Here is a 13,465-nt window from a genome sequence, read left to right as displayed (position 1 = left end):
GAATATTTATGAAAGCTTTCCACCTAAAAGGCATGACCTTATTGATGGGCTGCGTCCTGCTGTTCGCAGGATTGGCCCAAGCCGCTGAAAAACCCGTGATCCGCATCGGCGCCCGGGTGTTCACCGAACAAACCCTACTGGCGGAAATCACCTCCCAATACCTGCGCACCAAGGGTTACGACACCCAGGTGACCGGCGGTCTGGGCAGCAACCTGGCCCGTAGCGCCCACGAAAGTGGTCAACTGGACCTGATGTGGGAATACACCGGCGTGTCGCTGGTGGCTTACAACCATGTCACCGAAAAACTCGATAGCGCACAGTCCTACGCCAAGGTGAAAGAACTCGACGCGAAAAAAGGCCTGATCTGGCTGACCCCGTCGAAGTTCAGCAACACCTACGCCCTGGCCCTGCCGGAAAGTACCGCAAAGGCTTACCCGCAGATCAACACCATCAGCGAGCTGAACACGGTGATGCAGGCTGAGGCGAAGACCAATCACCTTGTCGCCCTGGACACCGAGTTCGCCAATCGTTCCGACGGTCTGGACGGCATGGTCGATCTCTACGGCATGAACCTGACCCGCAAGAACATCCGGCAGATGGATGCCGGGCTGGTCTACACCGCCCTGCGTAATGGCCAGGTGTTTGCCGGTCTGGTCTACACCACCGATGGTCGACTGAACGCCTTCAAGCTCAAACTGCTCGAAGACGACAAGCACTACTTCCCGGACTACACCGCCGCGCCGGTGGTGCGTCAGGACTACCTCGACGCCCATCCAAAACTGGCGGACGAAATCAAGCCGCTGGCCGAATTGTTCGACGACGCCACCATGCGCCAGCTCAACGCGCGGGTCGATGTCGATCACGAAAGCCCTTCATCCGTTGCCGCAGATTTCCTGCGCCAGCATCCCCTGAACTGAGGAGGAGAAGACATGGAATTTCTGAACGCCTTTTCCCATCTCGACTGGCCGCTGGTGCTGCACCTGACTTGGCAGCACATCACTCTGGTCGGTATCGCAGTGACATTGGCGATCCTCGTTGGCGTGCCGCTGGGCGTGCTGATGACCCGCTTCCCGACGCTCGCCGGTCCGTTGCAAGCCAGCGCAACCGTGCTGCTCACCGTGCCGTCGATTGCATTGTTCGGCCTGCTGTTGCCGTTCTACTCCAAATTCGGCCAGGGCCTGGGCCCGATGCCGGCGATCACGGCGGTGTTTCTGTACTCGCTGCTGCCGATCATGCGTAACACCTACCTCGCCCTGACCGGCGTCGAACCCGGCATTCGCGAAGCCGCCCGTGGCATCGGCATGACCTTCGGCCAGCGCCTGCGCATGGTCGAACTGCCGATTGCGGTGCCAGTGATCCTCGCCGGCGTGCGCACCGCCGTGGTCATGAACATTGGTGTCATGACCATCGCCGCGACCATCGGCGCCGGTGGCCTCGGTGTACTTATTCTCGCTTCAATCAGCCGCAGCGACATGTCGATGCTGATCGTCGGCGCCGTGCTGGTCAGTCTCCTGGCCATCTTCGCCGACCTGCTTCTGCAATGGCTGCAACGCACGCTGACTCCAAAAGGACTGCTCAAATGATCGAACTTCAAAACCTCAGCAAGACCTTCCAAAGCAACGGCAAAGATGTGAAAGCCGTGGACTCCGTCAGCCTGACCGTCAATGAAGGCGAAATCTGCGTATTCCTCGGACCATCGGGCTGTGGCAAAAGCACCACGCTGAAAATGATCAACCGCCTGATCAAGCCGACCTCCGGCAAGATCCTGATCAACGGCGAAGACACCACCGACCTCGACGCCGTGACCCTGCGCCGCAACATCGGTTATGTGATCCAGCAGATCGGTCTGTTCCCGAACATGACCATCGAGGAAAACATCACCATCGTTCCGCGCCTGCTCGGCTGGGACAAGCAGAAATGCCACGACCGCGCCCGCGAGTTGATGAGCATGATCAAGCTCGAACCCAAGCAGTATCTGAATCGCTATCCACGTGAATTGTCCGGTGGCCAGCAGCAGCGGATCGGCGTGATTCGTGCGCTGGCAGCGGATGCACCGTTATTGCTGATGGATGAGCCGTTCGGCGCGGTCGACCCGATCAACCGCGAAATGATCCAGAACGAGTTCTTCGAGATGCAGCGCGCGCTGAACAAGACCGTGATCATGGTCAGCCACGACATCGACGAAGCCATCAAGCTGGGCGACAAGATCGCAATCTTCCGCGCCGGCAAGCTATTGCAGATCGATCACCCGGACACGCTGCTGGCGCATCCGGCGGATGACTTTGTCAGCAACTTCGTTGGCCAGGACAGTACGCTCAAGCGTCTGTTGCTGGTGAAAGCCGAAGACGCGGCAGACAACGCCCCGTCGGTGAGCCCGGAAACCCCGGTGGCTGAAGCCTTGGAGTTGATGGACGAACTGGACCGTCGATATGTGGTGGTCACTGACGGTGAGAACAAGGCGCTGGGTTATGTACGACGTCGCGACCTGCACCGTCAGACCGGTACTTGCGCGCAGTATCTGCGCGAGTTCAACGCCACGGCGGCGTTTGACGAGCATCTGCGCATCCTGTTGTCGCGGATGTACGAGTTCAACCGTTCGTGGTTGCCGGTGATGGATGCGGAGCGGGTGTTCCTCGGTGAAGTGACCCAGGAATCGATTGCCGAGTACCTGAGCTCCGGCAAGTCTCGTGGGGGCAAGACCAGCATTGTTTCGCCTGCCGAGACTGCTGTCGCCTGATCTGACGCTATCGCTAGCAGGCTAGCTCCCACATTGGATCTGTGGTGTGCATGCAATCTGTGCAACAACATAAATCCCCTGTGGGAGCTAGCCTGCTAGCGATTGGGGCAAACAAAATTCCCGCCTGAAACACCTCAAATATCCCTGCCAGGGGAACATCACACTGTCATGCAGGTCGGTTACATCAGTAACTGTCGAGGACCGCACGACGGAAGCGTGCAAAAACGCGACATTTTTTGTTGATCTCGAGCCCCTCACGCCCTAAAGTTCGCGCCGAACGTCCATGCTGGAAACGATCCATCCGGCTCAAGTACTGACGACGAGACAGCAAGGCCAAGGGAAGCACCGCCTCCCATGGCCTTTTTGCTTTCGGCGACATGCCTTGGGAAGTAGGCGAACCAAAGTGGGGATACGGAGGACGTTCATTTGCACCCATTGATTACTAACGTTTGCCAGTAGGAGCTCCCAAGTATGTCGATCAACGTCGAAGACTATTACGCGCGCGATACCTTCAATAAATTGAAGGCGTTCGCCGACACGCAAGAAACCCCGTTTGTGGTGATCGACACCGCGATGATCAGCCAGGCCTATGACGACCTGCGCGCCGGTTTCGAATTCGCCAAGGTCTACTACGCGGTCAAGGCCAACCCGGCCGTGGAAATCATCGACCTGCTCAAAGAGAAAGGCTCGAGCTTCGACATCGCCTCGATCTACGAGCTGGACAAAGTGATGGACCGCGGCGTCAGCGCCGACCGTATCAGCTACGGCAACACCATCAAGAAATCCAAGGACATCCGCTACTTCTACGAGAAGGGCGTGCGTCTGTTCTCCACCGACTCCGAAGCCGACCTGCGCAACATCGCCAAGGCTGCACCGGGTTCGAAAGTCTACGTGCGCATCCTCACCGAAGGCTCGACCACCGCTGACTGGCCTTTGTCGCGCAAATTCGGCTGCCAGACCGACATGGCCATGGACCTGCTGATCCTCGCTCGCGACCTGGGCCTGGTGCCTTACGGCATCTCGTTCCACGTCGGCTCGCAACAGCGCGACATCAGCGTCTGGGACGCGGCGATCGCCAAGGTCAAAGTGATCTTCGAACGCCTGAAAGAAGAAGACGGCATTCACCTGAAGCTGATCAACATGGGCGGTGGCTTCCCGGCCAACTACATCACCCGCACCAACAGTCTGGAAACCTACGCTGAAGAAATCATCCGTTTCCTCAAGGAAGACTTCGGCGACGAGTTGCCGGAAATCATTCTGGAACCAGGCCGTTCGTTGATCGCCAACGCCGGCATCCTGGTCAGCGAAGTCGTATTGGTCGCGCGTAAATCCCGTACCGCTGTAGAGCGCTGGGTGTACACGGATGTGGGCAAGTTCTCCGGCCTGATCGAAACCATGGACGAAGCGATCAAGTTCCCGATCTGGACCGAGAAGAAAGGCGAGATGGAAGAAGTGGTCATCGCCGGCCCGACCTGCGACAGCGCCGACATCATGTATGAAAACTACAAGTACGGTTTGCCGCTCAACCTGGCCATTGGTGATCGTCTGTACTGGCTGTCGACCGGTGCGTACACCACCAGTTACAGCGCGGTTGAGTTCAATGGCTTTCCGCCGTTGAAATCGTTTTACGTTTAATCAGCAATCGCTTAATAAAAAACCCGTGAATTTCACGGGTTTTTTCTGCCCGCAGTTAAAACAACTTAACGATCAACCCCATATATCGTTACACACCCATTGCCCACCCGCATCCAAAGTAAAGTTATGCTGCGCGCCCACTAACTTGAAAAGGATTTCACTGATGCAACTTAATCAAGCTCCGTTCAATACCACCGAGTCAACTACCAAAGCTTTCGCCTTTAGCGTATCTCCGCCCGTCATTGACAAAGCAGCCATCAAAAAAATCAAAGAATATATTACTGCAGCCAAGTCACTCCCAGTCAACATCGATGACGTTAAAATTCTGTTAGAAACCGAAACCACTGGTATCGCGGGGCTGGAGCCTTATGACATTGCAGATACCTGTGCCAAAGTCGTCACAAACGCCAATAGCTGGAACGATATCGAACTGTCGATGAAGAGAGTCGCCGGTAGCCTCCAGACATTTTCTGAAGACCTGCGGTATTTCGGAGACGACATTATCGCAGCCATTGAGACAATGCCGGGCTACCAAAATTACATTGGCACAATTGAAGGTCTGACTGAAGAGGAGGTTGCAAAACTTCCTGAACTTAAAATTGGGCGAGACGAGAAAAACAGATTTCCGTCCATCAAGGATTCCATTCAGTTCATTGCCAGCTCCATCGAACAAAAGAAAACCAGTAGCACTGACATCGAGCTTCGCCTGAAACACTTTAAAACCGAGCTGACCAATGAGGTCGCGGTGTCGATTGGCACGAAGCTCAAGCTGGCCGGCAACCACGAATTGAATGCCGAGATCACTAGACTCAATGCTGAAATTGATGAAGCTCAACGCCTGGTCGATGAAAAAACCAGGGAAACCGAGCCTAACTTCTTCGATTACTTTATGGCGTTCGGCAGCCCGCTGGGATCCCAACTTCTAAGACTCAAAGCAACGCTGCAGGATGCACATGTAGCACCCTTGGTTCGGATTCGGGATGACCTAACCGAACAAGTACGCAAAAAAAACATCTTGACCGGTACCTTGTTGATTCTTCACAACCGTTTGTACAGCGTCGACTCTTACATCACCGGAGCAACCGAAAGTATCGCAATGCTGGAAACCTTATGGATCACTATTTCGGAATACATCGATTCGTCAAAAAACAAAATTGATGGCATCCACGAATTCCTTACGCTCAGGTCGTTTGTTTCGAGCTTGAAAGTTGTACTCAACAACTGGAAAAAAATCGAATCCAACTCCAACGCACTTGCCAAAGCATTCGATTGAAAACCGCTCTAACCCACTACAAATAAGGATATTTATGACAACACCATCGTATACCGCACCCGACATGTCGATTATTCGCGACAGCCGAGAGACCATTCGCTATCAAGCCATTATTGGCTCGGCGGACTTATACATTGAAGCGCTGCGAAATGAACTGCTGAAGCTTAATGCCGAAATTACTGCGACGGACCTGGTCGCGTCCAAGACGTTAACTTCTGCGATCATCAGTCTGGAAACCTCGGCACTGAACGAGACGCTGGAAGCGCTAACCACTTTGTCAACTGCAGAAGTGAATGCGCAAACCAAAAACGCCATTGAGTCCTATACCAAAATAGCCACGCAATTGATCTCGATGTGCACTGACAAACTGGATGAAGCTCAAACAGAACTCAGCCACGCTATCTACAGCGTCAGGTACTCCTCCATCAGCAATAATCGGTTCAAGATTGCCGAACTGGCGGAAGCTCGTGAGGTATTGGCCATTGAGCTGGGTAAAGAACAGCCCCCCGTGGATAAGCTGCTAGAAGATGAAAAGGTATTGAACGATGCGATCAGCCTGTTTGAAAGCCTCAGCTTCATTGATCGCCTGAAACCTCTGCTGGAACAACTGGTCGGGATGATCGGCAATCAACCTGAAACACCTCAAACCGCCGCGCTGAAGGCAGGCCTGGCGGTCGCGAACAAATTTCTTGATGAGGCAAACGCACTGATCAAATACCAGGACCTGATCAAAGCGCGTACCACGCTACGGGTACGTCTTAAAGATCGACAAGGTCGCGTGGACTCTCTCGTCACCCAGATGAGCGACAACGACAAGAAAGTCAAACAGCTGAACGACACGAAAAAGGTGATCGCACCGCGCGATTCGTATGCGGATGAAACGAGCAACATTGTAGAAGCCGTGTCGCTGTTTCTCGAGACCATCACAGAGGGTGCTGGAAACGATGTCGTCAAAAAGGGCCAAAAGCTGATAGCGCAGGCCAAACCTTTCACGCGCTACCTGGAAAACCTTAAAGGTCAGTGGCTGCGCGGTTAACTCAACGGTTGTGCGAGTTCGGACGCACGCTGGTGATATTCCCGAGCCATCGCTCGAACCCTGGGGTGGGGGGCGTTTTTCAGCGCCGCCCCACTCACCCGCAAAAAGTTCTGGTTACCTGCGGCCAAGGCGCGGCGCAACCAGGACATCGCTTCGTCAACGTGCCCCTCATCTGCCAACAACGCCGCATAACTAAACTGGCCCCGAAAATCCCCGCCTTCGGCAGATCGTCGATACCAACGTCGTGCCGCCAATGGATCCGCAGGACAATCCCGCCCTTCTTCCAGATATCGCCCAATCAGGTTCATCGACTTCGCGTGGCCCAATTCGGCGGCCTGTTTATACAAACTCAGTGCTTGCCGCTGGTTCTCAGCAACGCCGCGCCCAGTCGCCAGCAAATTGGCGTAGTTGTACATCGCCCAATCCAGCCCGGCGTCTGCCGCAACTCGATAATGCCCCGCGGCAATCGATGCATCGGCAACGCAACCCCAGCCATGCTCATGACAACGACCGAGCATGTTGCGCGCCATCAAATGCCCATGCCGGGCAGCGATCTCGAACCATCGCACCGCCAGCGGCTGGTCCTGCTCGATGCCCTGCCCGTCCAGCAATATTTGCCCGAGCAAGGCTTGAGCGTCGAGTACGCCTTCGCGGGCAGCGATCAGAATCGCCTGGGCTGCACGAGCAGGGCTTTCCTCCAGCATGGCCTTGAGTGAATCACCGTCGAGGATTTCCTCGCGGCGTAATTGATAGCTCATACCTCGACCCAGCGACGCAACAGGTTGTGATAAGTGCCCGTAAGACGGATCAGCGACGGGTGATCGGGCATGTCCTGAGTCAACTGCTGGATCGCCCCGTCCATTTCAAACAGCAAGGCACGCTGACTGTCCTCGCGCACCAGGCTTTGGGTCCAGAAGAACGAGGCATAGCGGGTGCCGCGCGTGACGGCGTTGACCTTGTGCAGGCTGGTGCCGGGGTACAGGACCATGTCACCGGCCGGCAACTTCACGCGCTGGGTGCCGAAGGTGTCCTGGATTTCCAGTTCGCCGCCGTCGTAGTCGTCCGGTTCGCTGAAGAACAGCGTCGCTGAAAGATCGGTGCGAACCCGCTCGATACCACCTTTGGGCTGACGCACGGCGTTGTCGATGTGGAAGTCGAAACTGCCACCGGCCGTGTAACAGTTCAGCAACGGAGGGAAAACTTTGTGTGGTAACGCCGCGGACATGAACAGCGGATTTTTCCATAGCCGTTCAAGCATCGCCGCGCCCACTTCCTTGGCCAGCGGGTGGCCTTCAGGCAACTGCAGATTGTGCTTGGCCTTGGCCGACTGGTAACCGGCGGTGATTTTGCCGTCGGCCCAATCGGCCTGCTCCAGAGCCTCGCGGATGCGCTGCACTTCTTCTTTCGCGAACACGCCGGGAATGTGCAGCAGCATGGGATGACACCTGAAGGCAAAGAAGCGGCAATGGTATTGATTCTTATTGACTGTGTAAAACCCTCGTGACGAATGAATCATCAAAAACCGTAAGGTTAAATTGTAAAGAATGTAAATTCTTCGCGAATAGTAACGTTTCGCAATTGATACAAATACGCGTCTACCCTATATTCCGCGGCCTCAAATCCTTGGGGAGGGGAATTCACATGTCACGCCAACAATTACAATTACCAGTCAGTTCACCGCGTTTGCTCGCGTCTGCAATTGGCGTGGCGCTCACTGCCAGCTCTGCCGGCCACATGGTTTTCGCGGCTGAAAAGGCCGACGAAAAAGCGCCGAGCAATGCGATTTCCCTGGGGGCTACCGCGATCACCGGCGAAGCCCAGGATGCGACTTCCTACAACGTCGAAAAAGCCTCCTCGCCCAAGTACACCGCACCGTTGGTGGACACACCGCGCTCGATCACCGTTATCCCGCAGCAGGTGCTCAAGGATACCGGCGCCCTCAATATGCAGGACGCGCTACGCACCGTTCCGGGCATCACCTTTGGTGCCGGTGAAGGTGGCAACCCACAAGGCGATCGTCCGTTCATTCGTGGTTTCGACGCTCAGGGCGATACCTATCTGGACGGCGTGCGCGACACCGGTTCGCAGAGCCGCGAGATCTTTGCCGTCGAGTCGATCGAAGTCAGCAAAGGCCCGAACTCAGCCATTGGCGGCCGGGGCGCTGCGGGCGGCAGCATTAACCTAGTGAGTAAAAAGGCCCACCTGGGCGACTCGTTTGACGGTGGTTTTACCTGGGGTTCGGACCAGACCCAGCGTTACACCCTGGACGGCAACTACCAGTTCACCGACACCGCCGCTGGCCGTCTGAACCTGATGAGCCACGAAAGCAACGTCGCCGGCCGTGACAGCGTCGAATACGACCGCTGGGGCATCGCACCGTCGCTGGCGTTCGGTCTGGGCACCGACACCCGGGTCAACCTCGATTACTACCATCTGGAAAGCAACGACACGCCAGACTCGGGCATTCCGTACACCATCCCTGCCGCAGGTTCGGCCGCCCGCACCAAATCGAACCCGGACAAGCCGTTCGCCGGGGGTGATCACAGCAATTTCTACGGGCTGGATCGCGACTTCCGCAAGGGCCGCACCGACACGGCAACCTTCGCCATCGAGCACGACCTGAACGATGCGCTGACCGTCAAAAACACCCTGCGCCACGGCAACAGCATGCAGGATTACATCCTGACCCAGCCGGACGACAGCAAGGGCAACGTCAATAACGGCAGCGTCTGGCGTCGGGCGAACACCCGGGTCAGCAACACCGAGACCACCACCAACCAGACCGATCTGTTTGGTGACGTCTACATCGCCGGGTTCAAGAACAGCTTCGCCACCGGTATCGAGTTGAGCCGTGAGGAAAGCCAGAAATCCTCGTACAACGTCAACGTCGACACCACCCCGAGAACAGCAGCCTCGACCACCAACTGCTCACCGGCATTGATCGGCGCACCAAGTGGCTACAACTGCACCTCGCTGGCCAACCCGAACCCGAACGATCCGTGGAACGGTGCGATCTCGCGTAACTACGCTGGCACCGACACCCAGTCCGATACCTACGCGTTGTATGTGTTCGACACCCTGGAATTGTCCGAGCAATGGCTGGTGAACATGGGCCTGCGTTACGACCATTTCGACACCCAGTACAAAACCTACAACGCCTCCAGCGTGACCACGTCCAAAGGGGATGACGTCAGCGAGTTCGTGACCGGCCAGTTCGGCGTGGTCTACAAACCTGCTGAAAACGGCAGTATCTACGCGTCCTACGCCACCTCCGCCACGCCTCCGGGCAACACCTTGGGCGAAGGCCAGGAAGGCAACCCGTTGGGCGGCACTCCGGATCGCAACGGCAACTTGCTGAGCAGCGACATGGAGCCGGAAACCACCAAGAACTACGAAATCGGTACCAAGTGGGATTTGCTGAATGATCGCCTGTCGCTGACCGCCGATATCTTCCGCACCGAGAAAGAAAACGCCCGCGTTCAAGTCGATACCACGTCTTATGAAAACGCCGGCAAAACCCGCGTTCAAGGGATCGAATTGTCGGCCACCGGCAAGATCACCGAAAAATGGCAGGTCTTCGCCGGTTACGCCTACATGGATAGCGAGCAAGTCGATGGTGGTGATCTGCCGGCCAACAAAGCCAACAACGGCAACGAACTGCCAAACACCCCGAAAAACAGCGCCAGCCTGTGGACGACTTATCAGGTCACGCCGAAGCTGACCATCGGTGGCGGTGCGTTCTATGTCGACGATGTATTCGGTAGCGTGGCCAACACCACCATGGTTGATTCCTACGTTCGTTACGACGCAATGGCCGCCTACAAGCTGAGCAAAAACGTCGACCTGCAACTGAACGTGCAGAACCTGACCGACGAAACCTACTACGACAAAGCCTTCTCGACCCACTTCGCCAACCAGGCGGCGGGCCGTACGGCATTGCTGAGCACCAACTTCCACTTCTGATTGCCAGTCACACCGCAATCCCCTGTAGGAGCGAGCCTGCTCGCGATGACGGCGCTACATTCAACATTTATGTTGGCTGACCCACCGCTATCGCGAGCAGGCTCGCTCCCACACGGAGTGGTCGGCAATAAGGCCCGGCCCCGTTCATCCACATGAACGGGGCTTTTGTGCGTAAAAAAGAATGTTTCTCAGCAACCCACGGCATAATGCGCGCCGTGATGATTATTTCGAACGAACAAGGCGAGCGACGTGTTGAAGAAAACCCTGTTCCAGTTGCACTGGTTTTTCGGCATCAGTGCCGGGCTGGTCCTGGCCCTGATGGGCATCACCGGAGCGATGGTATCGTTTGAGGACGAAATCCTCAGCGTGCTCAATCCTTCCGTGCTGCAAGTCGAGAAGCAGGTTGCCGGCGTCCTGCCGCCCGCCGAACTGGTGGAAAAGATCGAGGGTGCCTCCGGCAAAAAAGTCGCGATGCTCTGGGTCGAGACCGACAGCGGCAACGCCGCGCGCGTGAGCTTCACGCCGCCACCAGGCGAACGCCGTGGCGAGATGCGCTACTTCGACCCGTACACCGGCGAGTTCATGGGTGAGGCCACCGGCGAGGATTTCTTCGGCCTGATGCTGCAACTGCACCGTTTCCTCGCCATGGGCGACACCGGTCGGCAAATCACCGGCGCCTGTACGCTAATCCTGGTGTTCTTCTGCCTGTCCGGCCTGTACCTGCGCTGGCCGCGCCAATGGAAAAACTGGCGCGCCTGGCTGACCCTCGACTGGAAGAAAAAGGGTCGCAGCTTCAACTGGGACCTGCACTCGGTGGCCGGCACCTGGTGCCTGGTGTTTTACCTCCTGTCAGCGTTGACCGGGTTGTCATGGTCCTATGAGTGGTACAACAAAGGCCTGACCCAACTGCTTTCCGACTCGCCGCAAAACGAGCGCGTGCGCGGCGGTCGTGGCCCTGCACCGAGCGGCCCGGCGCCTACCGCCGATTACGCCGTCATGTGGAGCAGCATTTATAGCGCCGCAGGTCCGGCACTCAGTGCCTACAACATCCGCATGCCGCCAGTGGCTGGCCAGCCGGCGACAGTTTTCTACCTGTTGAACACTTCGCCCCATGACCGCGCGTTGAACCAGATCAGCCTCGATCCGGCCACCGGCGTCGTCAAACGGCATGACCGTTACAGCGACAAGAGCCTCAAGGCGCAACTGCTGACGAGCATCTACGCGCTGCACGTGGGCAGTTACTTCGGCATCGTCGGACGCATCATCCTGACCATTACCGCGCTGACCATGCCGCTGTTCTTCGTCACCGGCTGGTTGTTGTACCTGGATCGTCGCCGCAAGAAAAAGCAGATCAAGGACGCTCGCAAAGACTTCGCGCAAACGGGCAGCAATACACCCGCCTGGTTGATCGGCTTCGCCAGCCAAAGCGGGTTTGCCGAGCAACTGGCGTGGCAGACTGCCGGGCAATTGCAGGCGGCCGGCCTGCCGGTGAAGGTTCAGCCGCTGGCGAATGTCAGCGAACAGGATTTGCGTGAATCCAGCAACGCGTTGTTCGTGGTCAGCACCTTCGGCGATGGCGAAGCGCCGGACAGCGCCCGTGGTTTTGAACGCAAAGTGCTGGGCCGGGCGTCGAGCCTGGAGAGCCTGAACTACGCGGTACTGGGTCTCGGTGATCGCCAGTATCAACACTTCTGCGGCTTCGCCCGACGCTTGCACACCTGGCTCGGCGAGCATGGCGGCAAGACCTTGTTCGCGCCGGTGGAAGTCGACAGCGGCGACCCTTACGCCTTGCGCCACTGGCAGCAGCAACTCGGCCTGTTGACCGGGCAGGCGCCGATCGACACCTGGCAAGCGCCAAGCTACGACAACTGGACCCTGACCCGCCGCGAGTTGATGAACCCGGACAGCAGCGGGTCCCCGGTGTACTTGCTGGGCCTCACCGCCCCGTCGACCAGCAGTTGGCTGGCGGGTGATCTGGTGGAAGTCCTGCCCCGCAATTGCCCGTGGGCGATCGAGCATTTCCTTGATGGCCTGGGTATTGAAGGCCGGGCCATGGTGACCTTCGATGGCCTGTCGCAAGCGCTGGAGCAAGCCCTCGCCAGCCGCCAGCTGCCCGAGAACAGAGCTCACCTGGTCGGCCTGCACGCGCAAGCGCTGGTAGACGCCTTGGTGCCCTTGGCCATGCGCGAATACTCCATCGCCTCGATCGCCGCCGACGGAGTACTGGAGCTGATCGTGCGTCAGGAAATGCATGCTGATGGCAGCCTGGGCATCGGCTCCGGCTGGCTGACCGAACACGCGCCGGTGGGGGGCACCATCAGTCTGCGGGTACGGCGCAATAGTGGCTTCCACCTGCCGACCGAGCCGGTACCGATGATCCTGCTGGGCAACGGCACCGGGCTGGCCGGGCTGCGCAGTCTGCTCAAGGCGCGCATTGCCGATGGGCAGCAACGGCATTGGCTGCTGTTCGGCGAGCGTAATCGGGAACACGACTACCTGTGCCGCGATGAGCTTGAGGAATGGTTGATTTCAGGCGATCTGGAGCGACTGGACCTGGCGTTCTCGCGGGATCAGGCCGAGAAGATCTACGTGCAGGATCGACTGCGTGAGTCGGCTGATCTACTGAAGCAATGGTTGGCCGACGGTGCCGTGATTTACATCTGCGGCAGCTTGCAGGGAATGGCATCAGGTGTGGATCACGTGCTCAACGAAGTGCTCGGGATTGAAGAAGTCGACCGCCTGATCGAGCAGGGCCGCTACCGCCGCGACGTCTACTGAAAGAGCCCCCTCACCCTAGCCCTCCCGAAACGTCGGACCGCCC

At 57.5% G+C, this 13,465-nt stretch carries 10 protein-coding genes; 8 read left to right on the top strand and 2 right to left on the bottom strand.

Annotated elements, in window-relative coordinates; genetic code table 11:
• Positions 1 to 8 precede the first annotated feature (8 nt).
• The 6 genes from ACYZTY_RS02740 to ACYZTY_RS02715 all read left to right on the top strand — a co-directional run bounded on the left by ACYZTY_RS02740 (position 9) and on the right by ACYZTY_RS02715 (position 6,681).
• On the top strand, positions 9 to 917 hold the full coding sequence (locus ACYZTY_RS02740) for a glycine betaine ABC transporter substrate-binding protein (RefSeq protein ID WP_461957205.1): 909 nt from the start codon (positions 9 to 11) through the stop codon (positions 915 to 917).
• A 12-nt stretch (positions 918 to 929) separates the two neighbouring features.
• The gene (locus tag ACYZTY_RS02735) at positions 930 to 1,583 is read left to right on the top strand and encodes an ABC transporter permease (protein WP_010463438.1); all 654 of its coding nucleotides are present in this window, start codon (positions 930 to 932) and stop codon (positions 1,581 to 1,583) included.
• Positions 1,580 to 2,737 (top strand): osmoprotectant ABC transporter ATP-binding protein OsmV, encoded by a 1,158-nt coding sequence (locus tag ACYZTY_RS02730; RefSeq protein ID WP_121733608.1) that lies wholly within the window; start codon positions 1,580 to 1,582, stop codon positions 2,735 to 2,737. The genes ACYZTY_RS02735 and ACYZTY_RS02730 overlap by 4 nt, the downstream gene beginning before the upstream one ends.
• 471 nt (positions 2,738 to 3,208) lie before the next feature.
• The gene (locus ACYZTY_RS02725) at positions 3,209 to 4,372 is read left to right on the top strand and encodes a type III PLP-dependent enzyme (RefSeq protein WP_438658037.1); all 1,164 of its coding nucleotides are present in this window, start codon (positions 3,209 to 3,211) and stop codon (positions 4,370 to 4,372) included.
• Positions 4,373 to 4,535: 163 nt separating this feature from the next.
• The gene (locus ACYZTY_RS02720; RefSeq protein ID WP_461957204.1) at positions 4,536 to 5,645 is read left to right on the top strand and encodes an alpha-xenorhabdolysin family binary toxin subunit A; all 1,110 of its coding nucleotides are present in this window, start codon (positions 4,536 to 4,538) and stop codon (positions 5,643 to 5,645) included.
• Between the two features lie 64 nt (positions 5,646 to 5,709).
• On the top strand, positions 5,710 to 6,681 hold the full coding sequence (locus ACYZTY_RS02715; protein WP_461957203.1) for an alpha-xenorhabdolysin family binary toxin subunit B: 972 nt from the start codon (positions 5,710 to 5,712) through the stop codon (positions 6,679 to 6,681).
• On the opposite strand, the gene ACYZTY_RS02710 is transcribed toward ACYZTY_RS02715, so the two are convergent.
• Together ACYZTY_RS02710 and ACYZTY_RS02705 are read right to left on the bottom strand one after the other, a co-directional pair.
• Positions 6,678 to 7,439, bottom strand: a complete 762-nt coding sequence (locus ACYZTY_RS02710; RefSeq protein WP_461957202.1) for a tetratricopeptide repeat protein — start codon at positions 7,437 to 7,439, stop codon at positions 6,678 to 6,680. The genes ACYZTY_RS02715 and ACYZTY_RS02710 overlap by 4 nt on opposite strands.
• Positions 7,436 to 8,116, bottom strand: a complete 681-nt coding sequence (locus tag ACYZTY_RS02705; RefSeq protein ID WP_461957201.1) for a Fe2+-dependent dioxygenase — start codon at positions 8,114 to 8,116, stop codon at positions 7,436 to 7,438. Before ACYZTY_RS02705 ends, ACYZTY_RS02710 begins: the two co-directional genes overlap by 4 nt.
• A gap of 206 nt (positions 8,117 to 8,322) precedes the next feature.
• On the opposite strand from ACYZTY_RS02705, the gene ACYZTY_RS02700 reads away from it, so the two are divergent.
• Positions 8,323 to 10,644, top strand: coding sequence for a TonB-dependent receptor (locus ACYZTY_RS02700; RefSeq protein WP_461957200.1), 2,322 nt, complete (start codon positions 8,323 to 8,325; stop codon positions 10,642 to 10,644).
• 249 nt (positions 10,645 to 10,893) lie between these two features.
• Positions 10,894 to 13,422, top strand: a complete 2,529-nt coding sequence (locus tag ACYZTY_RS02695) for a PepSY domain-containing protein (protein WP_461957199.1) — start codon at positions 10,894 to 10,896, stop codon at positions 13,420 to 13,422.
• Positions 13,423 to 13,465 lie beyond the last annotated feature (43 nt).

It is taken from the genome of Pseudomonas sp. LB1P83 (genome assembly GCF_054897885.1).
Note: the sequence above shows the minus strand (reverse complement) of the source record. Positions and strands in the feature narration are given on the sequence as shown.